This is a genomic window from Brevibacillus sp. DP1.3A (assembly GCF_013284245.2).
Classification (GTDB): domain Bacteria; phylum Bacillota; class Bacilli; order Brevibacillales; family Brevibacillaceae; genus Brevibacillus.
The window spans coordinates 5293391-5319429 of sequence record NZ_CP085876.1; the positions used below are offsets into that span (position 1 = coordinate 5293391).

Consider the following 26039-nt stretch of genomic DNA (forward strand, 5'->3'; position numbering starts at 1 on the left):
CTCTCCTATCCAATCAAGGCTGAGTCCCGATCTTCACCGGAGCCTCAATCTCATGGAATGCTTTTTTTAGTATGGAATAGCTCTGTTTTTTGCGTTCGTGATAGCCTACCTGCTCCCATCCTTGCCATGTATACATCGGGAGCTTCGTCACTGCGTAAGCGTTTTGCCCGATGATTTGTTTCGTCGCTGTATCCACCAGGAGCGGCAGGATGCGTATGCCTTTCGTCTTCTTCGTCGTGAAGCTTTTGCCATCATCTTCATAGCTCATGACGGACAAGGAGCTCGGGTCTGTAAATCCAAGCAGCATCCACGGTACTCTCAGCTCTACCACTTTGCCCTTTGCTTGCCAGGCGGTTCGTGAGTCGTACTGCGGGTCTTGGGAATCTGTCGTTCCCCGGATTAGCTTGCCGACCTCGACTTCCTCCAACGGATAGTACTTCTTGCTATCTGGCGGCTCCATCTCCAAGCTAACGGCCAGCTTCCACGGCTTGAATATCCCGGAATTGTCTTTTTTCTCCGCTTCCTTGACCGCAAGCATGCCGTAGCGTTTTCCGTATAAGCGAGCATGAAAGTCGTAATTGGCAGCGATTTGAATCTGGCTCTCGTCTGCTTTTCCCAACGCGATCAGCGTTTCTAGACCCTCATCCAGCGTCAGGCCTGGCAGCTGAGCAGCATGCTTGTTCCCGCCAGGAAGCGTATCAACGCCCACATAAAGCTGTTGTTTTGCCGGGTCAAACTCTTCCTTCAACTGAGCAAGGAAATAGACGTACCCTTCATCATGTGTCATCCAGATTTCGTCGACGCCTGGGACTTGAACATCGAGGCGTTGCTTCTCTTCCGGCACGAGCTGATCCCAATCTGTGCGATTCCCATCGATGGTCAGCATGCCTTCTTTGTTCGGGTACATGCCGAGGACTCCAAACAGAGACTCATTGGTCAACACGTTGATCCACAGGGAGCGCCGATCTTCCGGCAACTCAAAGCGCATCGTATTCCACGTTTTTTTGAACCACTCGTCCTGCCAGACGAATACGATTGCTCCTGCATAACCTTCCTGATGGATTTCTTGCAAAAGCTCGACATCGATCTCTCCCTGCTGCTTTTCTGAATGACCACCCTGATTGCGCCCCAAATTGCCTAGATGGGCGACTCCCACCGATGCCGGGACCCCGAATTCCGTCACCATGATCGGCATGTTTTTGTGATACTGCTTCAGTTGTCGCAAATACGCTTTGTACGTATCCATTTGCCCTGCATCGTTCTTCAGCTGTTGCAGGGTAGTGTCGTAGCGGAAGAAATCGGGATAATACGGGTACACGTGATAGGAAGCGAAGTAGCCTGCCTCCCACTGTGTTGGCTCTATATGGGTAGGATCGACACTGACCAAATCCTCATGATGAATCGGCTCTCCCGGATGCGATAAGGGGTCTGTAGTCACCCAATTGGTGAAGGTCATCGGATGCTGCCAACCGTATTTGTTCTCCTCCATTGCGACGGTATCCACCATTTCAGCAATCCATGTCTCAAAAGCGGTTGCATTCGGTGTCGCGTGGAAGTACTTCCCTTGATAGGGAGCAACTTTTTGATGTAGGCGGTTGGTGTTTTTCACCATCACGGGGTCCCACTCGGTCCCTGTGTGCCAGCCGATCAAATATTTGCCCGCATTGGCACGGTATGTACCACTTGCCTTTCCCGGTTTTTCCGGCAGGGTGATGTCCCCGTAAACAGCGCCGACTGCATCCTTGATTTCCTGTCGAAACTCCTCGCGAATCTCTGGCAGATAAGCGTCTTTCTTTTCAATCAACAGCTCTTCTGGACTCCAAATGCCCTGCATCAAATAGAGAGGGTCTCCTTCTTTTTGCCGATTGTAATCGACCAGAGCTTCATAAAAGACAGGAGAATGGATGGTATACACACGAATGACGTTCGCTCCCATCTCGTCGATCATCGCGAACCAGCGCATGTAATCCTCTCTTGTTATGGGAAGCTCACCCGGATAATGACCCGGTAATGATGCCCCCAGATTGACACCTTTCGCAAAAAAGGGCTGCCATTTCTCATTCTGATAGACTTCGAACAGCTCGCCATTCGCGCGAAATTTTAATTGAGCACCTGTAGTCGTCTCCATGCTTTCGACACGATCTGCTGCCCAAAACCACCAGAAGGCACTTGCCCCCACCACGATCAGCATGGTCAGGCTCATCCAGCGCCATCTTCTCTTTTTTGTTGGCTCCATTCCTCGTCAACCTCCGATATGTTGCCACGTCACAGTCATTGTAAACATAGGGAGCGAATCGTTCCCATAGACAAAAATCACTATTGTGCATTTTTCAGATTTGTCATGAAATTGTAATGTTGGGACGGATTCGCCTCCATTGACCTACGTTTTTTGTAGAGAAGTCCTGCAACCGGGACGGTCTTCTGGCCCACACTTTTTCTCAATTAGGTACATTTACTCGTTCCTTTTTTTTCCTTTTCGCTAGTAAAAATGGTAGGTTGCTACTATTTGGAAGGCGTTGGATTTTTTCGAGATAAGGGATTATTTACAAAAAGAATACAAAGTGTTTCGCACATTGATTCTGAGGAAGGTTTATTTATAATAGACATAAAGAATCTATAAAGGTGGTATATAAACATGAATCAACTTATCGATGTAGGGATTATTGGCGGCGGACCAGCAGGTATGAGTGCCGCTCTCGCACTTGGCAGGGCAAGAAAAAGTGTGGTCGTTATCGATGAAGGCCGTCCACGTAATCGCGTTACAAGTGAGTCACATGGCTTTCTTACGAGAGACGGCATCACTCCGAGCGAATTTCGTCGCATTGCAAGGGAGCAAATCAGCGCCTACCCCTCCGTTCACTTTGTGGAGGATACAACAGTAACGATCACGGGACACGATGGAAATTTTCTCATAACGACTGCACAGGGAACGACTTATCAGAGCAAAAAGCTGCTGTTCGCAGTGGGAATGAAGGATCTTCCTTTGCCTGTTAACGGATTAGCAGAAGTGTATGGAAAAAGTGCTTTTGTCTGCCCTTATTGCGATGGATGGGAATTACGCGACCAGCCACTCGTCTTGATCGCCAACGGAGAGAAGGCATTGCATTTGGCAAAAATGCTGTCTGGTTGGACCAATCAATACACCGTCTGCACCAATGGACCAGATGAGTTCACGGAAGAACAAAGGTTGGAGCTGTTGCAGCATCGCGTTCCTGTCTTTGACTCCCCGATTGAGCGTATTGTATCTGTCGATGGGATGGTGCAGCGCGTTGAGCTTACAAATGGCAACTTCATATCGTGCACCGGGATCTTTTTTGCTCCCAAGCTCGTGGCTGGATCTGACTTGCCGCAAGCATTAGGCTGCCAGGTAACGGAAGCAGGTACGGTTATCGTCGACAGCTTTGGGAAAACGAGCGTACCGGGGGTCTACAGTGCTGGTGATGCAGCAACTACACACTACCAGGTGATCACTGCCGTTGCTCTAGGCTCTGCGGCTGGTATGAGTATCAACAACGAACTGCTTTTAGAGGAATGGAATGGTCAACGTTAGCACCATCTCCACGTGTTCCTTCCATAAAAAAAGGACAATCCCTCCGTCTTCACTAGACGGGTGGGACTGTCCCTCTTCTATATTATAGAAGCAATGCTCTTTCTTTGATTACAACGTCTTCTGTCCTGGCTTCCAGTTCGCCGGGCACAGACCGCCAGCTTGCAGGGCTTGCAAAATACGAGTCGTCTCTGCCACGCTGCGACCTACGTTCATGTCAGTTACCACTTGGTAGCGCAGAATGCCGTCTGGATCGATGATGAACAAGCCACGGTGAGCTGCACCAGTCTCTTCGTCCAGGACACCATAAGCTTGTGCCGTCTCTTTTTTGAAGTCGCTCGCGAGCGGGAAGTTTACTTCACCGATGCCATTTTCATCGCGCGGTGTTTTGATCCATGCCCGGTGCGTATGTACGCTATCCGTGGATACACCCAGTACTTCGCAATCCAAATCCTCGAACTCTTCCATGTTGTCACTAAACGAAGTTACCTCTGTTGGGCAAACGAATGTGAAGTCGAACGGCCAGAAGAACAAAATCAGCCATTTTCCTTTGTAATCAGCCAGCGACACACGTTCTTCCAGTGTCTCGAGGTTTTTGGTCGTGAGCATGTTAAAGTCAGGTGCTGGTTTTCCTACTTGAAGTTGAATTGTTTGCTGTGTTGTCATGATAAATCTCTCCTTTTATATGGTGTCTGATGAAAATTACTTCGCAGCCTCTTCCAATGCTGCCAGTGCTTTTTTAATACGTGTCGGGTTGAAGCCCAAAATTTGCTTTTCACCGATGACTGTCAGTGGAACAGACATCATGCCTAAACGGCTCAGTTCTTGGCCGTACTCTTCTTTTTCATCGATGTTGCGCTCTTCGAAAGAAATGTTTTGTTCTGTCAAATACGTCTTCAATTGCTTGCAGAAGTTGCAATTTGTGCTGGAGTATACGATTGCTTGTGCCATGTTTGTTTCTCTCCTTTTCTTCTATTTGTATTGGGGGACAACTTTGGAACGCTTGTTGATGTATTTGTCTACAGCCATAGCTGCAATGGCACCGTCTGCCGCAGCGACTACTGCTTGCTTCACAGGTGTTTTGCGCACCTCACCCGCTCCAAATACGCCTGGAACAGAAGACTGCATGAACTCATCTAGAATCATAAATCCTTCCTCATCGAGGCGAACTTGTCCATCCAAGAAATCGGTACCCGGCTTGCTGCCAGACAGGAAGACGAAGACTCCGTCTACGGACAGCATTTCTTCTGCTCCTTCTGCCGTGCGAATGCGCAACCCTTCGACCGCTTTCTCTCCCACGATTTCCAATGGGCGCGTACGGAAACGCATTTCCGTGTTCGGCAGCTCAGGTAGTCCTTCTACCCCTTGAAGATCAGCGCGCGGCACCAAGAAAGTGATTCTGTCCGTAAATTTGGTCAGTGCATGCGCTTCTTCCCATGCTTCCTCCGTATCACCGATGACCGCAACGTGCTTGCCTTCATAAAAAGCTCCGTCGCATGTCGCGCAAGTACTCACGCCTCGCCCGAGCAATTGCTCTTCTCCTGGAAGCATACGGTTACGTCCTTTGGAACCAGTCGCTATGATCACAGCCTTCGCTTGGAAAGTACCATGAGCCGTGAAGATGCTTTTTTCCTCATCCTCTACATCTACCGCAGAAATCGTAGTCTGGATGAATTCTGCACCGAAGCCCTCCGCTTGTCTGCGCATTTTATCCAATAGTTCCTTCCCAGTCATCTCGCCTTCTACCCCTGGGTAGTTGGCGATTTTATGTGTCAGGGCAAGCGCCCCAGTTCCGGGTGCCTTATCGATGACGAGCGTTTTTAGATTTCCACGAGCTGTATAAATGGCAGCGGAAGCACCAGCTGGTCCTCCGCCGATGATGATGACATCATACATGAACGCTCCCCCTTTCCTTATTATCAAATTATAATTATTATCAACTAGGAACAATTATCATTGTACTTGATATAATTTGAAAGTCAATATCTTTTTATAATTATTTTAAATAAGGTCTTATTATAAAAAGGCGTACGAAAAAGTCCGCCCACTACCCTGAATTATTTTACGATTCCGAATTCACCCGATTTCGTTGACGAAACAAGTAATTCAGGATAAAGTACCACTAACACTTGAACGCACAAAAGCAAAAAAGCAAGAAAGCACAAAAGTACGAAAGTAAAAATGTACCTTCTCACTGCTTCAGCCTGATTTAACAAGGAGTTGCCATTATGAACAAGCCATTATCTTTTTCGCAAAGTATTTGGGTGCTTGTCACCGTATTCGGAATCTTATTTCCCGCCCTTTTCTGGGGCAAAGTTGAGCCGCATATGCCGCTCTTCCTCGCAACCATTGGAGCTTCTACTCTTCTCTTCCTGTTCGGCGTTCCGTGGAAGCAAATGGAGGAGGGCTTGATCAAAGGAATTCAAACTGCGATCGCCCCCATGCTGATTCTATCCTTAATCGGAATTTTAATCGGGGTTTGGATGATGAGTGGAACCGTTCCGATGATTCTGCACCTCGGCATTTCGATCATCTCACCGGAGTACTTCACACTCTCCGCCCTGTTTCTGACGGTAATCGTTTCTTCCGTTACAGGAAGCTCTTTTACCACAATTAGTACGGTAGGGGTCGCTATGATGGGGGTCTCGACTGCACTCGGACTTGATCCCTTGATTACAGCCGGAGCCATTATTTGTGGAGCATGTTTCGGGGATAAAATGTCGCCTCTCTCCGACACGACCAACTTTGCAGCAGCCATTGCAGGCGTTTCCTTGTCGGAGCACGTCAAGTTCATGTCACGCACTGCCGTCCCTGCCCTTGTCATTACCGCGATTTTCTTCGGATTTCAAGGACAAAGTGCCAGTGTTAATCTAGACGCCATTCAAGAAATCCAGCTTGCTTTGGAACAAAACTTCTCGCTTAGCCTTTTATCGCTGCTGCCAGCATTCGTCGTCCTGTTATGCTCAGCGCTGCGAAAACCGATTTTGCCTACATTGGTATTCGGGATTTTGAGCGGGATTGTTACAGCTGCTCTTTCGGAAGGAGTTACTTCTCCGGTCGAATGGATGACTGTCATGCAAAAAGGCTTCGTCAGCAATATCGCCAATGAAGCCGTTGCATCAATTGTGGACCGCGGTGGACTGTTGTCGATGACCTGGTCCCTCGCCTTGATTTTGATTGCCTTGTCTTTAGGGGGCATTCTGCAATACAGCGGTGTGTTTCATGCACTCTTTTCCGGATTCATCAATCGAATCAAACGAGACTCTGAGATGGTCGGTCTTGCCGGATCTTCTTCTATTCTCGTGAATCTGCTGACAGGAGAACAATACTTGTCCATCCTGCTCCCTGGACAGATGTTTCGCGAAGCATTCGAGGCTCGCGGAATGGCGGGCAGACGACTGTCTCGTACTCTAGAAGACTGCGGGACACTCGTCAACCCACTCATTCCATGGGGGGTAAGTGGTGCATTCTTTACTGCTACCTTGCATGTATCTACACTGGAATACTTGCCTTATGTCATCTACCTGTGGATCTCGCCAATTTTGACGTTTCTATTCGCCATGCGTCGGCAGAAAGCTTAGCCGGCTGCATACACGGTCGTGCAGTTTTTTCCTTTGCGCTTGGAGCGGTACAGTGCCTCATCTGCTGCCCGCTTCAAGCCATCTGCCGTGTTTGCGTCTTGAGGGAAGCGCGCAATGCCAACACTGACCGCAATCAAGATGCAGCAATCGTCCTGTGTTAAGGGGCGCAAGCGCAAATACTCCCGAATGGCATGCGCTTTTTCCTCCGCCATCTCCATAGACGATCCTGGGCAGAGCAGCATGAACTCGTCTCCCGCATAACGATACGCAGTATCCTCTGGTCCCGACACTTCTTTCATCGCTTCGGCAATTTGCTTAATCAGTGCGTCCCCTGCATGATGACCATAATGGTCGTTCACCGCTTTTAAGCTGTCTGAGTCCAGCATGATCAAAGAAACAGACGCATCCTCTTCACTCAGCAGCTTTTCCAAATCACGATGGAACGCACGATAGTTCGCAATCCCTGTCAGCTCATCCTGGAACGACATCTGATACATTCGCTCATACAAACGCGCCGTTTCGATAGCACTTGCTACCTGAAAACCAATGATTTTCAGTAGTTCCTCGTGCTCTTTTTTATAGGCGAACTCGCGATAAGACTGGGCAGAAATAACGCCCTTGATCTGATTCCCCAGCATAAGTGGAACGAAAATGCATGTATTCGTATCAATTTCCGGGCTTCCCCAGCGGATCATTTCTGGCTCGCTTGGCTCGTTCTTCATCGTCTTGATGTGGATTGTTTCCCTTGTATCGATTACTTTGGACACCATCGCTTGCCCGTAGGGAATCGTGAGCGGACCGTAATTGACCCCATTATCTATGCTGATCGGAATTTTGATCTCACTGTCGCCTTCATCATAAAAGGCAATAAAGAAAGCATCTGCACGCATCACACGCGAGACCAGCTCGAATGCTTTCCACAAAATTTTGCTTTCCTCAAACGTTTTCGCAAAAATGTGGCTGAGGTCATGTAAAATCTTCATGTGCTCGGAGATCCACATCATTTCGGTTACCTTATTTCGCAGCTCCACAATCTTCTTAAGCAGTTCTGCATGCAAGACACTGTCCTGCTCCGACAGCATACTGTCTACCTCACGAGATAATGCTTCGACCTCGCCAAGCTCGACTTCTTCTATGTTTCCGAGCCATTGGCTATAACGCTCCAACAACTGTCTTGCATACGCTTCTCTAACGTCGTGCTTCTCATGCATATTCAACCCTCCGGCTATTGGGTAGCTTTACGCTTTTTTTTCATGATATCGCTCAATAGCTGCACGGATGGCTTGCAAGACAGCTCCCTGACCAGGTGCTAAAAAACGTTCTTGGATCGCCTTTGTGATCTCCTGCATGCCATCTGCAACTGTCTTGCCTACAAGCAAGCTAACCAAAAACTCGCTCGTCTTGTCCATGACAAAGGTAAAGCTGGCGTCACAAATCACTTCGGCGTCTACATCAATGATGAGTACACAGCCAACCATGGTAGAAACCTCGTACAAGGTAGTTCCCTTGGGGATTTGGGCGAAGCCTGCTGTCAGTACCGTATTTTTGTTCATCCAGTCGTCCTCCTAGCTGCTGATCGGCAAGCATACCTCGACTGCCGTTCCGTTACCTGGGGTGCTGATCAACCGCAGAGTCCCTCGATGGTTCTCAATGATTTTGCGGCTCACCATCAATCCCAGGCCCGTCCCCGTTTCCTTCGTCGTGAAAAAAGCCTCTCCCAATCTCGCAATCTGATGAGCTGGAATACCCACTCCATTATCTTCAAACCGAATGACGACTCGGTCATCTTCACACCGCAGTCGAATCACAATTTCTCCATTCCCTGAGGTTGCTTCGATTCCATTTTTCAAAAAGTTAATGAAGGCTTGCTTCAACTGATTCTCATCGCAATGGATCAAGGGGACTTCCGATTCGAAAACGACCTGAATCATGACCTTTTTCAAAATCGCCTCCGTCTCCAAGAGCGTCACCACATGCGTGATCAGGTTGGACAGATCGCGGGCTTCAAACACGGCCGTATGCGGCTTCGCCAAGACCAGCAGCTCTGTGACAATCATCTCGATCCGCGCCAATTCCGAGCTCATGATCGAGAAGTATTCTGGCTTTCTCATGCCATCCTTTTGCATTAATTGCACAAAGCCTTTTAGCGAGGTAAGCGGATTGCGTATCTCATGTGCGATCCCTGCCGCCAATTGACCGACTAGCGCGAGTTTTTCCGAGTTTTGCAAAAATTCTTGCGCCCGTTTGCGTTCCGTGATATCTCGGATCAGTATGTACACGGAGGGCTTGTCCTGCATCGGCACGGATGTTCCACACACTTCTACCTCCGTCCGAGTTCCATCCAAGCGGATCAGCTCAACCTCAATCGGCGCAGCCGTTTCCCCTTCCTCCAAAATGCGGAGGAGTCCCTTGATCTTCGGTACATCACGGGGATGGAAAAACGACTGAAAAGGATACCATAGCAGCTCGTCCAAGCCGGAAGCCCCAACTAGTTGCATCCCTGCCTGGTTGACGTATTGAAGCTCCCCAGCATGGTAGATGAACGCACCTTCACCGGAAATATCCAATACTCTGCACTGTTTGGAGCCATAGCTGTTCCCAAACGAGGCCGGGAGCTTCTGCACCATCGAATAATACCCAATAGACGTGCCTTCCTCCCAAAAGGTTCCATATGTAATATACACGGGAATACTTGTCCCATCCTTATGACGAAAAGCGGTGTAAAAAGGTCTCGGATCGCCATTCATCGCAAACTGTGTTTGAAGGCGTACCATTTCCTGTTCTTCCGAAACAGCCAGCTTCCAAAATAAGGACCCTTCCCATTCTTCTACGGGGTAGCCATTTAACACTTGGCAGGCAGGATTGCCTTTAAAAACTCTACCAAATTGATCGAGCAGAAAAGTGGCCTGAATCATTTGATCAAAGAAGGAACGATAGAGATGACCACTTCTCCATCCACTGTCCAATAAGTTTTTCATCGTGCCCCTCCCTCCTGGGACGAGAAAACGGCTACTCCAAATTACGGAAATAGCCTACAACGTTCTCAAATCCTATTCTCACCCAATTTTACCCTATTCGCTCTATTGTTTCCATCCCCCGGATAATTTAAATGTGCAATTTTTCCAGTACCGCTGCGCTGACACGCAGTTGCTCTGCCATTTTTTCGTCAACAGCCAAGCCCTGCCTCGCAACTGCCGCGACCAGTGCTCCGACGACAGGTGAAACGGTGGGTATCACTGTTTGAAATGAAGCTCTCGCAACCAGTTGTTCCCGAAGGGTTGTACCGGCAGTTAACAACCCTCCCGCCAAAACGACCGGTATAGGCTCCTGGACCTTTTTTAAGCAAGCATCGGCCAATTCTAGCAAATCCTCCACTGCTTGCATGATCAAAGCATTCGCCACCGGATCGCCTAGTGTTGCGGCTTGTTCCACGAGCTGACTCGTTTTTGCCAGCTCCATTCGCGGATTGCTTCCTCCGTAGATCAGGTTGATCAGCTCATCAGGACGTTCTACGCCATAGTGGTCCATAAACAGTCGCGTCAGTACTGTCGATTCACCGCGCCCATCGTATTCGCGCAATACGGCAATTGCCGCTTTTTTGCCCAAATCAAACCCGCTGCCCTCATCTCCTACCAGATACCCCCATCCGCCTACACGGTGCCGCGCCCCCTCTTTTGAAAAGGCACAGGCAATCGAGCCGGTACCGGCAAGGAGAACGACGCCTGGCTGCCCCCATGTCCCCGCGTAAAGAGCTGCGACGACATCGTTATCAATCAACAGCCGTTCTCCCCACTCATCGGCAAAGGAATGCTGAATTCTTTCCTTGATTTGCGGACGATCTGCACCACCAAGCCCGATAAACAGACCGGCGACTTCCTCTTCTTTGGCTCCTGCCTTTATCCTCACAGCATCAATGAGTTGGCGCAGAGTAGCCTCCACATCCCCCCAGCTCCTGGAGAGCGGATTTGATGATTCCCCTACCATAATTGCGCGAACCTGTCCCGCCTCATTGCAGATCGCTGCACTGGTTTTGCTTCCGCCTCCATCGATCCCGATAAACCACTTCTCCCCATTACTTGACTGCACCTGCCGTCAACCCCTCCATAAACTGCCTCGATGCCATCAAAAACAAGACGATCATCGGTAAGGCAGACAACGTGAGCCCAGCAAACAGTAGGCTCCAATCTGTTTCATATTCTCCAAACAGCACCATCATGCCTACCGGAATCGTCTTGAGTGCTTCCTCTTGAATGAAAATCAACGGAAAGAAAAAGTCGTTCCACGCATGGATGAAATTAATAATGATCACCGTAGCCAAGGCCGGACGAATCAGCGGCAAGAGCACGCGCCAAAACACCTGAAAATGGCTGCACCCATCGATCCGCGCCGCTTCCTCCAGCTCAATCGGCAACGTCCGGAAGAAGCCCGTCAAAATAAAAACAGAGATCGGAATGCCACTCGCCGTATAAATCAGAATCAGCGACCACAGTGAATTCAAGAGCCCGAGATTCTTCATCAGCAAAAATAAGGGAACGATCCCCAACTTGATCGGAATCATCAGGCCAACAATGAAAAAGAAGTATAGCCCCCCTGTCCATTTAAAGGAAAATCGCGACAAGTAAAAGGCCGCCATCGCTGAAAAAACCGTAATCAACAAGACAGACATGGCACTGACGAATACACTGTTCCATAAAAAATCAGCAAAAGGCACGGCTTCCCACAGCTTCTTATACGTATCCAGGCTAAACGTCTTCGGAAGCGAGAGCGGACTCGCAAATATCTCCATATTTGTTTTCAAGGAAGAAGAAATCATCAGTACGATCGGATATAGCGCGATTAACGCAAATAAATACGCCAGCACATAAGATACAGCTCTCCCACCCACAGTCATCTTCACACCGCATCCTCCTTTCCACTCAGGAACACGCAACTAGTGTTGGACTTCTCGTTTCCTCATCAAATAGAGTGACAGCGCCGACACAGATCCGACGATGAAAAACAACACGACAGCCAATGCCGAACCGAGTCCAAGTGTGACATCCCCAGCTCCGCTGCTAAACGCCATGCGATAAAAGTAAACAGCCAGCGTATCCGTCGAATAAAACGGCTCACCCATCGATCCTTGCATGGCGTAGACGAGCTCGAACGCTTCAAACGCCTGAATGAACGTAAATATCGTCATAATCGTGATTGCTGGCATGCACAGCGGCAAAATCATTTTCCACAGCATCCGCCAGCCAGTTGCCCCATCCAACCTCGCCGCCTCGATCAAATCCTCCGGGATCGACTGAAGTCCCGCCAAAAAGATCAGCATGGCAAAGCCTATGCCAAACCAGCAGTTAATCAAAATAATCGCGAGAAGCGCTGTATCCGGGTCACCGAGCCATGGTCTGGCCCACTCACCTAAACCAATTTTTGCCAAAATCGTATTGAGTGCCCCGTAATTCGGATTTAAAATCAACTTCCATAAAAACCCAATAACAATTACAGACAACAGCCTTGGCATGAAATAAGCGATCTTGAGAAACCCGGAACCTCGTATTTTGCGATAGATGAGAAAAGCCAGTCCGAAAGCGATCCCATTTTGCACAATCATTTCGATCACAAAGTAGAAGACATTATGCCGAAAAGCATTCCAGAACATTTCGTTGAAGGGCTCCACCGTAAACAGCGTGATGAAATTTTGTAGTCCGACAAAAACCCCGCGCTTGATGCCATTCCAGTCGTACAAGCTGTATAAGAATGCCGAAAAGATCGGATACACGACAAACAACGTATAAATAACAAGCGCGGGCAGCGGAAACAAGTGAATCAGCCAGCGCACTTGCCCCTTTGTTCGAATTCTTTTCCTGTTTACCGTCTCGATGATACCCACCCCTTTTTCACGAAAATCATCGCGGCCTGTTCAGAAGCCGGGAGTGAGCCCAACTCGGGTCCCACTCCCCTTTCCGTCTGCTATTTTCTACTTCTTAAAGGGAGGAAACCAGGTAGCCGCCGACTTTTGTACTTCTTCTACGACCTGCTCAGGGGTGAGCTTCCCTAAATACATGCCTTGGAGGGCGTTTTCCAATGTTTGCTTCGTGGTCGGTTTTCCTTCCGCGAAGTTGACGACCATCAAATAGGGTGTGGCGCTTGATTGGGACAGCTCTGCCATCTTGTTTACCAACGGATCGTCTGTCGATACACCTGGCACCGCGCTGATTCGTTTGAATTGATTTGCGAATAGCTCCCCGAACTTTTTCGTCGCCATGAATTCCATGAACTTCAATGCCTCTGCTTTATGTTTGGACTTGGCATTGACGGCATAGGAACCATCGACCCAGGTTGTCAGGACTTGTTTACCGTCATCGGTTGGCATCGGAAAGAAATCAAGTGGCAAATCGGGGTTGAGCTTTTTGATGCCTTCTAGTTCAAAGCTACCATTGATGAACATCGCTGCTTTTTCCGTGGCGAACAACGTCCGCATATCATTCAATTCGAGACCTACATAATTTTCCGGGAAATAAGGGATAAGTTCTTGCATACGCTGCACGGATTGGAGGAACTCGGCGCTTTTTAGGTCACTTTCTCCTTTTAGCAGCTTGTCGAGATAGTCCGTTCCGCTGTAGCTAGCTGGAGCAATCACACCATGACTGAGAGAAAGAAGCCAGCCTTCCTTTGCTCCGAAAGAGATCGGAACGATTCCTTTCTCTTTCAATGTTTTGGCTGTCGCAATCAGCTCATCCCAGCTTTTCGGTGCCTGGAGCCCGTTTTGCTCGAAGATTTTCTTGTTGTAGTAAAATTGCGTGGAGTTCAGGGATAGTGGGACACCGTAGACTTTACCATCTTTACCTGTGGCCGCTGCGAGGACGTCTTTTGGTATGGTGGATAGGCCTGGCACATTGTCGAGAGGCTCCAGATGTCCAGCTTCAGCCAAGGTAATCCCTGGAGCGTAGGGACGCAGTTGCAAAATATCTGGACCACTGTCGCTTTGGAGCGCCGTGTTTAAGATGGTATTGTACTCCGTTGCTTTGAATGGTTTGAAGTCGATCTTGATATTCGGATTGTCTGCCTCAAAAGCCTTGATGATGGCTTTGTAGCCCTCTGTGTCTTCAACACGCCAGCTATGCATGGAGAGTGTTACCTGCTGTCCTCCACCCTGCCCGCCGCCAGACTGTGTTTCGGTTCCTCCACCGCTACATCCTGTCACTACCATAACCGCAGCCAACACGATTGAAGCTACATAGCGAAAACGAAATTGCTTCATGCGAAACCCTCCCCTTTTTCTTCCCTTAGGTCTGCAAAAGCTGGGCCGTAACAGCATCGTGCAAAATCGGTCGTAATTGCCGAAGCTGATGATTGCGGCCTAGATGAACAGCGTTAGTGAGAAAGATGACAGCAAACTGTTGCTCCGGGTCGATCCACATACTGGTTCCAGTAAAGCCCGTATGCCCGAAGCTCTTACGATGCCAGCCGCTTCCACAGCTCAAGGTGGTGGACGCTTGATTGAGCTCCCAGCCATACCCTCTACTCCCCCCTGCTTGCTCTGTATGATTGCGAATCGCCAGTTCGTACCATTCGCTCGCAAGTATTCGAGGATCTTGGTACAACCAGCTCATCGCGTATCGGCACAAATCGTCAGCCGTTGAAAATAGTCCAGCATGTCCGGCAACCCCTCCCATCGCAAATGCTTTCTCATCATGAACCTCGCCTGTAATGTAGGCGTTGGTGAGGCTACAATATTCAGAAGACGCAATATTCCGATAAATTTGTTGATTTGGACAGTAGGCGGTATGTGCCATGCCCAATGGGGTGAAGATGCGCCGGGTAACAAATTGGTCCAAGCGCTCTCCGGTTACTTGCTCGATAACAAGGCCCAACCAGATCATGCCCAAATCACTGTAAACTACCTGGGCCCCTGGCTCGTGAATCAATTCTTGCGCATACAACAACTCTGGCAAATCGATCTCGCTATCGCGCCTTCTTTCTGCCAAATCTGCCGGCATTCCTGAGGTATGCGCAAGCAGCTGCGCGAGTGTGATCCGCTTTTTATCAGCGGGACAATCGGGAAAAAATCGACTAATCTGATCATCTAGCGCTATCACTCCCTCCTGCATGAGCAAAAGGATAGCAGGCAGCGTCGCTGTCACTTTGGTGAGCGACGCCAGGTCAAACATGGTATCCGGCGTCACCCGCTGGTCTTTGGCGATACTCGTCGTCCCGACATCACACGCATACCAGATACGACGATCACGTACGATTCGCAAGGCAGCTCCCGGCAGCAAACCGTTGTCCACCCATCCTTGCAATAGCAGCTCCAGATCGTCCATGTCTTCCCTCCTTCTCCTACGTCGATGAGCGTTTCGTTCGACTCACAGCAAGCCTTGATTTTTCCAACAGGGGTATGACTTGCTCTTGCATCCTGCTGATCATGGTAATAAACAAAATATCGATGACGTTCAATTGAGCAATGCGTGAAGCCATGGCTCCACTGCGAATGCTTTTTTCTACCGAGCTAGTGAACAGCCGGATATTGGCTAGTTCGGCTACTGGTGAGGGACCGAATTTGGTCAGGGTAATGATGGTCGCTCCCTGCTGCTTAGCCTCCGTCAACGATTGAATAATGTCTTCGGTCTGTCCTGAATAAGATATGCCGATGACCACGTCTTTTTCCGTTAAAGTGACTGCCGACGTCAATTGAGCGTGAAAATCCGAATAAGCCTCACACCACAAGTTAATCCGCGAAAATTTTTGCCGGATATCGTCAGCAATGACTGCCGATGCACCGACGCCGTAGACATCAATCTTCCTGGCTACCGACAGCACGTCGACTGCTTTCTTTACTTCTTCGTTGGACAAGACGGAGAGCGTATCCTGGATGGATTGAATATTGTTCCAGCTGACCGCTTGCATAATCGATTCAACTGAACCCTCCATCATAATCTCCTGATAGCTGCCCATCGCCGTCTGCTTCGTCAAATCTCCCGCGACGCGCAGCTTTAGCTCCTGATATCCCTTCATATTAAGAGAGCGAGCCAAACGGATAATCGTCGCCTCGGAAACCCCACTAAATTCCGCCAGTTTTTGTACAGAAAGCTTCACGACATCTTCCGGGTGAGCCAGGATATAATCAGCGACTTTTCGCTCCGAAGGTTTCAATTGATCCAAGATTGCTTGTAGGCTGACAAGCCCTCCATTTAACATATGTGACATCGCTTTCTTCCCCCAAATCTTATCTACATTTTATGTAGCATTATTTCTCTCGTCAATTGTTATCTAATAAACAATATTTCAAAATCACGGAGCTCAGCACAGCTCTTCTGAATTTGTTCTCTTTTTTTCTAAAAATTCCCTCCTTGACTTTCTCGCGGCGTCAAGCTTTACGCTTGCATCGCTAACAGGAATAATAAGGAGGATTTTCCCATGAAAACGTTACTGATTAAAGACTGCATGATATTGACGATGGTTGAGGGAGAGAAGCCATTTCTCGGGGATATTTGGATCGTGGATGGTCGAATCGCCAAAATCGGCCCATCCCTTGAAGAGGAAGCAGACCGTGTCATACTGGCTAAAAATAAGGTAGCGATGCCTGGTCTCATCAACGCGCACAACCATGCCAGCATGTCCTTGCTGCGTGCTTTTTCCGATGACCTCAAGCTGATGGATTGGTTGGACAAAAAGATGCTGCCAGCTGAAGCCCGGATGACAAGAGAAGATGTGTACTGGGGGACGACACTCGGGATCGCGGAAATGATCGCTTCTGGCACGACCGCTTTTGCCGATATGTACGTGCATATGGATGCGGTTGCCCAAGCGGTACTTGATTCCGGGATACGCGCTTCCTTGACTCGCGGCATGGTCTTTTTCGAGGATGACGGAGGACGACGAATGGCCGAAGCCTTAGACCTCATCGACAACTGGACGGGGGCTGGCGATGGCAGAATCACGACGATGCTCGGTCCGCACGCTCCTTATACATGCCCGCCGAAGCCTCTGCAAGGAGTCATCGGGCTTTCCCACAAGCGCCAAATCCCGCTCCACATCCATCTGGCTGAAACAATTGAAGAAGGAGAGAAAATCCGGGCCAAGTACAATCAGACTCCCACGGAGTATTTGCATGAACTGGGCATGTTCCACGACACCCACGTCTTGCTCGCTCATGCTGTTCATTTGAATGAATCCGATGTCGCGCTTCTTCGCGGTATGAGAGGCGGCGTCGCACATAATCCTGTCAGCAATTTGAAGCTCGGCTGCGGCATCTCCCCTGTCAGAGAGCTGATCGAGGCTGAGGTCACTGTCGGGATGGGAACAGATGGTGCTGGCAGTGCTACGACTCTCGATATGTTTGCCGAGATCAAAGCCGCAACTTGGATGCAAAAGCTCAAGCACGGCGATCCAACGGTACTGCCTGCCGAAGCTGCCTTGCGCATGGCTACCATCGAAAGTGCGAAGCTGCTTGCGATCGATCACGAAGTCGGAACTCTGGAAGTTGGGAAGAGAGCTGATCTCATCCTGATCGATCTAGATAAACCGCACCTGCAGCCTGTCCATGACATCCCTGCCCTACTTGCATACAGCGCGACGGGAACCGATGTGGATACAACCATTGTGAACGGAGAAATTTTGATGCATCAGCGCCAATTCCAAACCCTCCATTGGGAGGAAATAAAGAGAGAAGCGACATCACGAGCCAGCCGACTCGTCGAGGGTCTGTAATTGCTATTGTGCTCACAGGTTGAGCAAGCAGAAGCCAATCGCGAGACACATCGCAAACATGCTCCACATGAAAGAGGGAATGAGCAGCGAGGATGCGATCTTGTGGTGGGGACGAATGGCGCGAATCAGCACCCATGTCGAATACATCACCAGAATGGTATCCAGCGCAGCCAATACGAGCAGTTGATAGCCGATAAACAACACGAAAAAAAGTTGATGAAAAAACCAATTGATTCCGTATAAAAGCAAAAGCTCGCGGTCTATCTGTCTCGTTCGAATCAAGATCAGTAACGACCATGCTATGAGCGCGTATAAAATGAGCCAGATGATACGAAACAAGTAGATTGGCGGTGTTCCATCGGGCTTGGCAAGGGAATCATACCAGGCCCCACCGTCTGGAAAAGCAAGACCACCTAGTGAATAAACGACCACTCCTGCAAGAAATAGAAGAATATTGTGCACCAATCTCATCCAGGAAGTCACCCTTTCCTCTTCTTTCTTTTCTATCTCTTCTATATCTATGAGTGGTCGTTCTCTTTTCATGCTAGTTTCAGAGATTTCTTTTTCGTATGGGAAAAACTGGTACGTTGCTGTAGTGCCGGAGAGGAAACAGGAGAAAACGCTCAGCTTCTTGGGCCACCCGCTGTGGGATTGACTGCCCGGCTCCATGAAAAAAAGCGAAACCCGCGTCCAAAGTCGTCCATTCAGGAGGCGTCTCAGAGGTGGACGCTAAGAGCTTGTTTCTCTTTTTTTCATTGCACCTCGGGCGGTGTCCCTAAGATCTTCGCTTTTTTCTCCTGTTTTCTCTACGAGCTTTCCGTGTTAAACGAGTCTTAAAAGCATTAAAAGATAGAAGAACCTAATCAGTTACGACAGAGAAGAATATTTCCAGACGTAGCGACTTGTGGAGTCCTACCGAGCGGAGAAGGGATTTGCGGGCAACAGAAACTTAGGCGTGCCCACGCGACGAAGCGGCTACCACTTTTGCGTTTCCCCGCAAATCCCTTCGGAGCGGACAGTCTCAACCCTCAGCAGGACGGAGCCTGGAGCCTAGTCTGGAAATATTCTTCTCCCCACCGCAGCCACATAATAGGAACCTCAAGTTGTTGCTGTAGTGCTGGGAGAAAACAGGAGAAACCGCTCAGCTTCTAGGTCCACCCGCTGTGGGATTGACTGCCCGGCTCCATGAAAAAAAGCGAAACCCGCGTCCAAAGTCGTCCATTCAGGAGGCGTCTCAGAGGTGGACGCTAAGAGCTTGTTTCTCTTTTTTTCATTGCACCTCGGGCGGTGTCCCTAAGATCTTCGCTTTTTTCTCCTGTTTTCTCTACGAGCTTTCCGTGTTAAACGAGTCTTAAAAGCATTAAAAGATAGAAGAACCTAATCAGTTACGACAGAGAAGAATATTTCCAGACGTAGCGACTTGTGGAGTCCTACCGAGCGGAGAAGGGATTTGCGGGCAACAGAAACTTAGGCGTGCCCACGCGACGAAGCGGCTACCACTTTTGCGTTTCCCCGCAAATCCCTTCGGAGCGGACAGTCTCAACCCTCAGCAGGACGGAGCCTGGAGCCTAGTCTGGAAATATTCTTCTCCCCACCGCAGCCACATAATAGGAACCTCAAGTTGTTGCTGTAGTGCTGGGAGAAAACAGGAGAAACCGCTCAGCTTCTAGGTCCACCCGCTGTGGGATTGACTGCCCGGCTCCATGAAAAAAAGCGAAACCCGCGTCCAAAGTCGTCCATTCAGGAGGCGTCTCAGAGGTGGACGCTAAGAGCTTGTTTCTCTTTTTTTCATTGCACCTCGGGCGGTGTCCCTAAGATCTTCGCTTTTTTCTCCTGTTTTCTCTACGAGCTTTCCGTGTTAAACGAGTCTTAAAAGCATTAAAAGATAGAAGAACCTAATCAGTTACGACAGAGAAGAATATTTCCAGACGTAGCGACTTGTGGAGTCCTACCGAGCGGAGAAGGGATTTGCGGGCAACAGAAACTTAGGCGTGCCCACGCGACGAAGCGGCTACCACTTTTGCGTTTCCCCGCAAATCCCTTCGGAGCGGACAGTCTCAACCCTCAGCAGGACGGAGCCTGGAGCCTAGTCTGGAAATATTCTTCTCCCCACCGCAGCCACATAATAGGAACCTCAAGTTGTTGCTGTAGTGCTGGGAGAAAACAGGAGAAACCGCTCAGCTTCTAGGTCCACCCGCTGTGGGATTGACTGCCCGGCTCCATGAAAAAAAGCGAAACCCGCGTCCAAAGTGGTCCATTCTGGGGGCGTTTCAGAGGTGGACGCTAAGAGCTTGTTTCTCTTTTTTTCATTGCGTCTCGGTCGGTGTCCCAAAGATCTTCGCTTTTTTCTCCTGTTTCCTCTACGAGCTTTCCGTGTGATCCGAGTTTTTAATTCCTTAATAGATGGAAGAACGTAATCAGTTACGACAGAGAAGAATATTTCCAGACGTAGCGACTTGTGGAGTCCTACCGAGCGGAGAAGGGATTTGCGAGCAAAAGAAACTTTGGCGTGCCCACGCGACGAAGCGTCTACCACTTTTGCGTTTCCCCGCAAATCCCTTCGGAGCGGACAGTCTCAACCCTCAGCAGGACGGAGCCTGGAGCCTAGACTGGAAATATTCTTCTCCCCACCGCAGCCACATAATAGGAACCTCAAGTTGTTGCTGTAGTGCTGGGAGAAAACAGGAGAAAACGCTCAGCTTCTAGGTCCACCCGCTGTGGGATTGACTGCCCGACTCCATGAAAAAAAGCGAAACCCGCGTCCAAAGTAGTCCATTCAAGAGGCGTCTCAGAGGTGGACGCTAAGAGCTTGTTTCTCTTTTTTTCATTACGTCTCGGTCGGTGTACCAAAGATCTTCGCTTATTTCTCCTGTTTCCTCTACGGACTTTCCATGTGATCCGAGTTTTTAATTCCTTAATAGATGGAAGAACGTAATCAGTTACGACAGAGAAGAATATTTCCAGACGTAGCGACTTGTGGAGTCCTACCAAGCGGAGAAGGGATTTGCGGGTAAAAGAGACGCAACGTGCCCACGCGACGAAGCGGCTACCACTTTTGCGGTTCCCCGCAAATCCCTTCGGAGCGGACAGTCTCAACCCTCAGCAGGACGGAGCCTGGAGCCTAGACTGGAAATATTCTTCTCCCCACCGCAGCCACATACATAGAAACTCCATAAAAAAACCGCTAATCTCATCTTCCGTAGATTAGCGGTTCTATGTATCTAGAGCGAGTTATGGCAAACGCAATGTCTCCCCTGGCTTCAATGCCTTGCCTCTGATGTCTTTCTCAGCCAGCTCGGCTACGAATGCTTCCCCATCCTGCTTGATCGGCGGGAATGTATCGTAATGAATGGGCACAACAAAATCGGCTTGTACCCACTCGGCAGCTACGAGTGCATCCTCAGGTCCCATTGTGAACACATCTCCAATTGGCAGGAACGCCAAATCGATGTTATGACGCTCTCCGATCAGCTTCATGTCACCGAACAGTCCTGTATCCCCTGCGTGATAGATCGTTTTTCCACCCAGCTCGATCACAAAGCCCCCTGGCATTCCCATGTACACGATTTGTTTCTCATCATCCAGCACGACACCGGAGCTGTGGAACGCCTGTGTCATTTTCACTTTTCCAAATGGCAGTTGGACAGAGCCTCCCAGATTCATCGAGATGGTCTTGACTCCCTGCCAGCTCAAATAGGTAGCAAGCTCATGGGTTGCAACGATTGTCGCATCGTTTTTCTTGGCCAACTCTACCGCATCCAAAATATGATCTTGGTGTCCATGTGTCAGAAGGATGTACTGAACCGATATGTCTTCCAGCTTGGTTGCTGCCACTGGGCTTCCTGAAATAAATGGATCAATCATAATTGAATGCCCTTCACTTGTTACCTGCACGGAAGAATGTCCGTGAAAACGAATATCCAACATTGTGGTACCCCCTCTATTCGCAGCATTTTTTCAGTCCCTTTTATGTTACCATGCCGCAGGGTGTAAAGAATAGGAAAGGCCGTCGATCACTCGACAGCCTGAGAAACAAATCCTAATTTTCTACAATCAGTACTTAGCAATCGTCGCCGTCATGCTCTGTAACGGCAATAATTTTCGAATCACGAATAATGGTGCGGCGATTACCATTGCGCTCTTCCAAAATAATGGTGGTCGATTTTACTTGTACCAGACGACCGAAAAAAGTACCTTCTACAGTGGCAACCCTAACATTTCTGCCTTCGAATTTTTTTACCTGGTCTTTGAATGCCATGGTTAATCCCTCCTTCTCATGCATCCTATGAACATTTGGCATAGCCCTACTGAGCAAAAGCGGAGTCAAAGAGAAAATGTACTTGTACCCGTCCGTCATTTGTCCCCATTTTCAACAACTTTGTCGTCTGGTGACAAATTGACGCCAAAATAGCCCTCCGTTTACGAACACTGTGAGATTTTGTCGCACGATTCCACAAGGAAAACCATTTTCACATACAGAAACGGTATAGCAAGAGATGAGCGGACTTACGCAGAGGAGGGATTTCCATGGGAGAGGTTATCGAATTATTGGCACGGGAGAGAACATACAGTGGCAAAGATGTTGCGGGTCTGTTAGGTATTGGGGCGAGCACCTTGCGCAAGTGGAGTATGCTCTTAGAACAGCACGGCTACTGGTTTTTACGGGATAGTCAGAATCGTCGGGAGTACAGGCAGGTTGATATTACGTGTCTTCAGCGGTTCTATAGCTTAACCAAGGATCAATTCATTCCGCAAGATGAAGCTGCCCGAATGGTTGCTACGCAAAGCTCACCTGAACCTGCCCGAAAGGAAACGGCCGTTGCGGTTGCATTCCCCCCTGTTTCCTCACATCCGGCTTTAAACCATACTGCTGCCCTTGAAGAGCTGGATGAAAAGCTGCATGTCTTGGCCTCCCATGTCCAGCAACAAGACGCCGCGTACTTTGCGCTGTTAGCGCGTGTAGAAAAGCAGGAAACCTATATTACCAACAACCTGAAGGAACGTGATCGCCGCTTGACCAAGGCAATGAATGACATTATGGATGCCAAAATCGAGTTAGCCAAAATCAGGGACGCTGAACGGAAAACATCGATCTGGCAGAAGCTTTTTCGGATTCGCTAGACGGCTGCAAGATTTATATGGTTGCTTTCTTTTTCTTGCTGCCAGCTGACTTAGGATGCCCGGACGTCTCGCTTACGAAATGGCCTGATCCGCATGATATACGCTCCATACAGTTGCTCCGGGCAGCCTTCGCTCTTATCACAAAACACCTCTACTTTTCCTCTTTTTCCGCGGTTTTTCTCCTGTTTTCGCCATTCTTTTCTATGGAAACTTTCTATTGATAATAGTAATCATTCTCTATATAATCATAATCGATCCAATAGAGATTGATTCTCATTATCATAAATTTTCAGGAGGCTACGTACATTGAAACATGCAGGATGGAAAACCGGGATGATTGCTTTGCTATTGACAGGTGTAGTTGGATGCAGCAATTCCGCGTCCCCCGAAGCTGCCACACAACAAGCAGCTACCAGCTCACAGTCGGACTCGTCGACATCAAGCCAACAAGCCGTTCATACAATCAGCGTAGATGAAAAGAAGGTAGAAGAGCTACTCACCCAATTCAAAACCCAGCCACCTACAAAAGTCGTGACCGTTTCCGTAGCGATTACCGAGATACTGAACGAACTGGGTGTCACTCCCGTAGGCGTACCGACGACAAGCAGCAAGCTGCCAGCCTCCCTCGACACTGTTCCGCGTATCGGCACTTCTCACCAGCCTGATTTGGAGCAGGTCGCGAAGCTTCAGCCTGACGTCATTCTCGGCCCTACCTCCATCCAAGCGAGCATCGATAAAAAATTCAAGCCCGCCGCGCTGTCTACCGCGTACTTGCCTGTAGACTCAATCGACGAGCTCAAACTGTCTACCGTCGTACTCGGACGCCTGTTCAAGCAGGAAGAGAAAGCAACAGCCTTTCTCCAATCCATCATGGAAAAAGAAAAAACCATCATAGACGCAACCAAAGGGAAACCCGCTCCCAAAGTATTGTTCTTGTTCGGTTCAGCCGAAGCCCTTATGGTCATGAATGAAAATACATTTGTCGGAAGCCTCGCCCGCAATCTCGGCGCATCCAACGTCGCTTCCGATGTCCTGAAACAAACCGAGACATACGTGCCGCTCAACATGGAATCGATCGTAGCTGCCAATCCCGATGTTATTTTACTGGTAGCGCATGGCGATCCGAGTGCAGTGACCAAAAAGTTCGAAGAAGACGTGAAGAAAAACGGCGCATGGGAAAAACTGAGCGCATTCAAAAATGGCAAAATGAAAGCACTCGACTACAGCACATTCGGGATCGCCTCTCTAGTAAAAGTCCCGGCTGCCTACGAGGAGCTCGTAAACATCCTGTATACCGAATAAGGAGTTTTTCCAGTGACCCAGAACATTCCGAACAGGAAAGCAGCTCTCTTGGTGACAGCTTGTGTCATGCTCGTTGTAGCTGTACTGCTCTCCATTGGTCTGGGGAGCGTGCGCCTCACGCTTGCCGAAACAATAGAAACCATACTTGGACACGGCGATGCCGCCAGCCAAACCATCCTGTGGGATATCCGGATTCCGCGTGTGTTTCTCGCACTATTGATTGGGGCCAATCTCGCTGCATCGGGTGCCCTCCTGCAAGCAGTCATGCAAAATCCGCTTGCCGATCCAGGCTTGACGGGCGTATCCAGCGGAGCAGCCGTTACGGTGTTGTTCATCATGCTGGTCATGCCCGACTATTCTTACTTGATACCCCTAGCTGCCATCATTGGTGGCGGAGTAGCAGCAGGCATGGTCTACTCCATGGCTTGGAAAAAACAGGGCGGATTAACACCTGTGCGCATCATATTATCGGGGGTTGCCGTCAATGCTGTATTCGGTGGAGCAATCGGGTTATTGTCCATCCTGTACAGTGACAAGCTACCGGGTGCGCTACAATGGATGAATGGCAGTCTGTCCGGAAAAGGCATGGGCGATGTCATGGTGATGCTTCCCTACTCGATCGTCGGGTGGATCGCAGCGCTATTATCGATCCGGCAGGCAAACATATTACGCCTAGGAGAACAAGTCGCTCACAATTTAGGGCAGAACTTGCATCGCTTGCGCCTCTCTCTTTCTATCATCGCGGTCTACCTAGCAGCAGTTTCGGTATCGACTGTCGGCCTTGTTGGGTTTATCGGACTAGTCGTACCGCACATGGCTCGCATGCTCGTCGGCTCTGATTACCGTCTGGGCTTGCCGTTTAGCCTCGTGCTTGGCTCTCTTGTCTTGCTTGTTGCCGATTCGTTTGGTCGAACTGTATTCGCTCCTTTGGAGATTCCTGCCGGGATTGTGATGGCAATCGTGGGTGGACCTTATTTCCTTTACTTGATGCGAAAAGGGGGCATGTGACATGTTACAAGTGCAATCGTTGAACATCAGCTACGGTCCGAAGACCATCGTCCATGACTTTTCCCTCGATATCCAAGAAGGAGAGGTTGTTTCGATCATTGGTCCAAACGGTTCAGGAAAATCATCGATTCTCAAAGCAATTTCACGGCTGATTCCTTGTGAAAGTGGCCGTGTCTGTATTGCGGATCAAGAATTAAACAGCCTGAGTATGAAGCAAATCTCTCGCATCATGTGCATGCTTTGCCAATCCAACACGTGCCCGTCAGACGTAACGGTAGGAGAGCTGGTCGGATACGGTCGCGTTCCCCATAAAAAATGGTTTGAGCGCCTGAGTGGCGAAGACTACGAGATCGTCACGTGGGCTTTGGAACAAACCGGTATGCTCAGCTACAAGGACCGCTACCTCGTCTCTCTGTCTGGCGGGGAAGCACAGCGTGCATGGATCGCGATGGCTTTGGCTCAACGACCGAAAATCTTGTTGCTCGATGAGCCAACTACCTATTTGGACATCGCCCATCAACTGGATGTGCTTGAACTCGTTCGCAAGCTCAATCAGGATTTGAAGCTGACGGTTGTCATGGTGCTGCATGATTTGAATCACGCCAGCGCCTACAGCGATAAAATTTGTGTGATCAAAGATGGAAGCCTGCGTGTTTTTGGAAAACCTCAAGATGTGCTTACGATGGAGCTGATTCGCAGCGTGTACGGCGTCGAAACCGAGATTCAGTACACGCCAGACTGCTCTAGCCCCAGGATTCACATACTGAAAAAAGCAAACTAAACAA

At 49.3% G+C, this 26039-nt stretch carries 23 protein-coding genes; 7 read left to right on the forward strand and 16 right to left on the reverse strand.

Annotated elements, in window-relative coordinates; translation table 11 throughout:
* Positions 1-13: 13 nt before the first annotated feature.
* A complete protein-coding gene (locus HP399_RS24225; RefSeq protein ID WP_173620027.1) occupies positions 14-2236 on the reverse strand; it encodes a hypothetical protein in 2223 nt (740 codons plus the stop codon).
* A gap of 399 nt (positions 2237-2635) precedes the next feature.
* Here HP399_RS24225 and HP399_RS24230 point away from each other — a divergent pair, with 399 nt between their 5' ends.
* Positions 2636-3550 (forward strand): NAD(P)/FAD-dependent oxidoreductase, encoded by a 915-nt coding sequence (locus tag HP399_RS24230; RefSeq protein WP_173620028.1) that lies wholly within the window; start codon positions 2636-2638, stop codon positions 3548-3550.
* 108 nt (positions 3551-3658) lie between these two features.
* Here the strand turns inward: HP399_RS24230 and HP399_RS24235 are convergent, their stop codons facing one another.
* From HP399_RS24235 to HP399_RS24245, 3 genes are read right to left on the reverse strand one after another with little or no spacing between them, the layout of a single operon-like run.
* A complete protein-coding gene (locus HP399_RS24235; protein ID WP_173620029.1) occupies positions 3659-4213 on the reverse strand; it encodes a peroxiredoxin in 555 nt (184 codons plus the stop codon).
* A gap of 36 nt (positions 4214-4249) precedes the next feature.
* A complete protein-coding gene (locus HP399_RS24240; RefSeq protein WP_173620030.1) occupies positions 4250-4498 on the reverse strand; it encodes a glutaredoxin family protein in 249 nt (82 codons plus the stop codon).
* Between the two features lie 21 nt (positions 4499-4519).
* Entirely contained in the window at positions 4520-5443 is a 924-nt protein-coding gene (locus HP399_RS24245; RefSeq protein ID WP_173620031.1) for an NAD(P)/FAD-dependent oxidoreductase, read from the reverse strand.
* A gap of 332 nt (positions 5444-5775) precedes the next feature.
* Here HP399_RS24245 and nhaC point away from each other — a divergent pair, with 332 nt between their 5' ends.
* On the forward strand, positions 5776-7128 hold the full coding sequence (gene nhaC, locus HP399_RS24250) for a Na+/H+ antiporter NhaC (RefSeq protein WP_173620032.1): 1353 nt from the start codon (positions 5776-5778) through the stop codon (positions 7126-7128).
* Here nhaC and HP399_RS24255 read toward each other — a convergent pair.
* The 9 genes from HP399_RS24255 to HP399_RS24295 all read right to left on the reverse strand — a co-directional run bounded on the left by HP399_RS24255 (position 7125) and on the right by HP399_RS24295 (position 16320).
* Positions 7125-8339, reverse strand: coding sequence for a sensor domain-containing diguanylate cyclase (locus HP399_RS24255; protein ID WP_173620033.1), 1215 nt, complete (start codon positions 8337-8339; stop codon positions 7125-7127). The genes nhaC and HP399_RS24255 overlap by 4 nt on opposite strands.
* A gap of 27 nt (positions 8340-8366) precedes the next feature.
* Positions 8367-8681, reverse strand: a complete 315-nt coding sequence (locus HP399_RS24260) for a DUF3870 domain-containing protein (protein WP_007725309.1) — start codon at positions 8679-8681, stop codon at positions 8367-8369.
* 12 nt (positions 8682-8693) lie between these two features.
* Complete coding sequence (locus HP399_RS24265) at positions 8694-10106, reverse strand: PAS domain-containing sensor histidine kinase (RefSeq protein ID WP_173620034.1); 1413 nt, start codon at positions 10104-10106, stop codon at positions 8694-8696.
* A gap of 127 nt (positions 10107-10233) precedes the next feature.
* On the reverse strand, positions 10234-11214 hold the full coding sequence (locus HP399_RS24270) for an N-acetylglucosamine kinase (protein WP_173620035.1): 981 nt from the start codon (positions 11212-11214) through the stop codon (positions 10234-10236).
* Positions 11201-12025, reverse strand: coding sequence for a carbohydrate ABC transporter permease (locus tag HP399_RS24275; RefSeq protein ID WP_173620036.1), 825 nt, complete (start codon positions 12023-12025; stop codon positions 11201-11203). The genes HP399_RS24270 and HP399_RS24275 overlap by 14 nt, the downstream gene beginning before the upstream one ends.
* Positions 12026-12058: 33 nt before the next feature.
* Positions 12059-12952 carry a carbohydrate ABC transporter permease gene (locus tag HP399_RS24280; RefSeq protein WP_173620155.1) on the reverse strand — a complete coding sequence of 298 codons (894 nt, stop codon included), beginning with the start codon at positions 12950-12952 and terminating at the stop codon, positions 12059-12061.
* Between the two features lie 138 nt (positions 12953-13090).
* A complete protein-coding gene (locus tag HP399_RS24285; RefSeq protein ID WP_173620037.1) occupies positions 13091-14374 on the reverse strand; it encodes an ABC transporter substrate-binding protein in 1284 nt (427 codons plus the stop codon).
* 25 nt (positions 14375-14399) lie between these two features.
* Positions 14400-15437, reverse strand: coding sequence for a serine hydrolase domain-containing protein (locus tag HP399_RS24290; RefSeq protein WP_173620038.1), 1038 nt, complete (start codon positions 15435-15437; stop codon positions 14400-14402).
* 16 nt (positions 15438-15453) lie between these two features.
* Complete coding sequence (locus HP399_RS24295) at positions 15454-16320, reverse strand: MurR/RpiR family transcriptional regulator (RefSeq protein WP_007725322.1); 867 nt, start codon at positions 16318-16320, stop codon at positions 15454-15456.
* Positions 16321-16530: 210 nt separating this feature from the next.
* On the opposite strand from HP399_RS24295, the gene HP399_RS24300 reads away from it, so the two are divergent.
* The gene (locus tag HP399_RS24300) at positions 16531-17823 is read left to right on the forward strand and encodes an amidohydrolase (RefSeq protein WP_173620039.1); all 1293 of its coding nucleotides are present in this window, start codon (positions 16531-16533) and stop codon (positions 17821-17823) included.
* A 12-nt stretch (positions 17824-17835) separates the two neighbouring features.
* On the opposite strand, the gene HP399_RS24305 is transcribed toward HP399_RS24300, so the two are convergent.
* The 3 genes from HP399_RS24305 to HP399_RS24315 form a co-directional block, all read right to left on the reverse strand.
* The gene (locus HP399_RS24305; RefSeq protein ID WP_173620040.1) at positions 17836-18294 is read right to left on the reverse strand and encodes a TspO/MBR family protein; all 459 of its coding nucleotides are present in this window, start codon (positions 18292-18294) and stop codon (positions 17836-17838) included.
* A gap of 2760 nt (positions 18295-21054) precedes the next feature.
* The gene (locus tag HP399_RS24310) at positions 21055-21750 is read right to left on the reverse strand and encodes a metal-dependent hydrolase (RefSeq protein ID WP_173620041.1); all 696 of its coding nucleotides are present in this window, start codon (positions 21748-21750) and stop codon (positions 21055-21057) included.
* 133 nt (positions 21751-21883) lie between these two features.
* A complete protein-coding gene (locus HP399_RS24315) occupies positions 21884-22081 on the reverse strand; it encodes a hypothetical protein (protein WP_007726095.1) in 198 nt (65 codons plus the stop codon).
* A gap of 269 nt (positions 22082-22350) precedes the next feature.
* Between HP399_RS24315 and HP399_RS24320 the strand changes: the two genes are divergently transcribed.
* From HP399_RS24320 to HP399_RS24335, 4 genes are all read left to right on the forward strand, one after another.
* Complete coding sequence (locus HP399_RS24320) at positions 22351-22944, forward strand: MerR family transcriptional regulator (RefSeq protein ID WP_173620042.1); 594 nt, start codon at positions 22351-22353, stop codon at positions 22942-22944.
* Positions 22945-23250: 306 nt separating this feature from the next.
* Positions 23251-24246 carry a helical backbone metal receptor gene (locus HP399_RS24325; protein ID WP_173620043.1) on the forward strand — a complete coding sequence of 332 codons (996 nt, stop codon included), beginning with the start codon at positions 23251-23253 and terminating at the stop codon, positions 24244-24246.
* A gap of 12 nt (positions 24247-24258) precedes the next feature.
* On the forward strand, positions 24259-25254 hold the full coding sequence (locus HP399_RS24330; RefSeq protein WP_173620044.1) for a FecCD family ABC transporter permease: 996 nt from the start codon (positions 24259-24261) through the stop codon (positions 25252-25254).
* Between the two features lies 1 nt (position 25255).
* Positions 25256-26035, forward strand: a complete 780-nt coding sequence (locus HP399_RS24335; RefSeq protein ID WP_173620045.1) for an ABC transporter ATP-binding protein — start codon at positions 25256-25258, stop codon at positions 26033-26035.
* Positions 26036-26039: the final 4 nt, after the last annotated feature.

What these genes read in the sequence shown, in the direction of transcription:
- HP399_RS24260 (WP_007725309.1), bottom strand. Translation starts at nt 8,681, where the DNA reads ATGAACAAAAATACGGTACTGACAGCAGGCTTCGCCCAAATCCCCAAG.
- HP399_RS24230 (WP_173620028.1), top strand. Translation starts at nt 2,636, where the DNA reads ATGAATCAACTTATCGATGTAGGGATTATTGGCGGCGGACCAGCAGGT.
- HP399_RS24235 (WP_173620029.1), bottom strand. Translation starts at nt 4,213, where the DNA reads ATGACAACACAGCAAACAATTCAACTTCAAGTAGGAAAACCAGCACCT.
- HP399_RS24320 (WP_173620042.1), top strand. Translation starts at nt 22,351, where the DNA reads ATGGGAGAGGTTATCGAATTATTGGCACGGGAGAGAACATACAGTGGC.
- HP399_RS24240 (WP_173620030.1), bottom strand. Translation starts at nt 4,498, where the DNA reads ATGGCACAAGCAATCGTATACTCCAGCACAAATTGCAACTTCTGCAAG.
- HP399_RS24310 (WP_173620041.1), bottom strand. Translation starts at nt 21,750, where the DNA reads ATGTTGGATATTCGTTTTCACGGACATTCTTCCGTGCAGGTAACAAGT.
- HP399_RS24335 (WP_173620045.1), top strand. Translation starts at nt 25,256, where the DNA reads ATGTTACAAGTGCAATCGTTGAACATCAGCTACGGTCCGAAGACCATC.
- nhaC (WP_173620032.1), top strand. Translation starts at nt 5,776, where the DNA reads ATGAACAAGCCATTATCTTTTTCGCAAAGTATTTGGGTGCTTGTCACC.
- HP399_RS24255 (WP_173620033.1), bottom strand. Translation starts at nt 8,339, where the DNA reads ATGCATGAGAAGCACGACGTTAGAGAAGCGTATGCAAGACAGTTGTTG.
- HP399_RS24225 (WP_173620027.1), bottom strand. Translation starts at nt 2,236, where the DNA reads ATGGAGCCAACAAAAAAGAGAAGATGGCGCTGGATGAGCCTGACCATG.
- HP399_RS24300 (WP_173620039.1), top strand. Translation starts at nt 16,531, where the DNA reads ATGAAAACGTTACTGATTAAAGACTGCATGATATTGACGATGGTTGAG.
- HP399_RS24295 (WP_007725322.1), bottom strand. Translation starts at nt 16,320, where the DNA reads ATGTCACATATGTTAAATGGAGGGCTTGTCAGCCTACAAGCAATCTTG.
- HP399_RS24305 (WP_173620040.1), bottom strand. Translation starts at nt 18,294, where the DNA reads ATGAGATTGGTGCACAATATTCTTCTATTTCTTGCAGGAGTGGTCGTT.
- HP399_RS24315 (WP_007726095.1), bottom strand. Translation starts at nt 22,081, where the DNA reads ATGGCATTCAAAGACCAGGTAAAAAAATTCGAAGGCAGAAATGTTAGG.
- HP399_RS24290 (WP_173620038.1), bottom strand. Translation starts at nt 15,437, where the DNA reads ATGGACGATCTGGAGCTGCTATTGCAAGGATGGGTGGACAACGGTTTG.
- HP399_RS24265 (WP_173620034.1), bottom strand. Translation starts at nt 10,106, where the DNA reads ATGAAAAACTTATTGGACAGTGGATGGAGAAGTGGTCATCTCTATCGT.
- HP399_RS24245 (WP_173620031.1), bottom strand. Translation starts at nt 5,443, where the DNA reads ATGTATGATGTCATCATCATCGGCGGAGGACCAGCTGGTGCTTCCGCT.
- HP399_RS24285 (WP_173620037.1), bottom strand. Translation starts at nt 14,374, where the DNA reads ATGAAGCAATTTCGTTTTCGCTATGTAGCTTCAATCGTGTTGGCTGCG.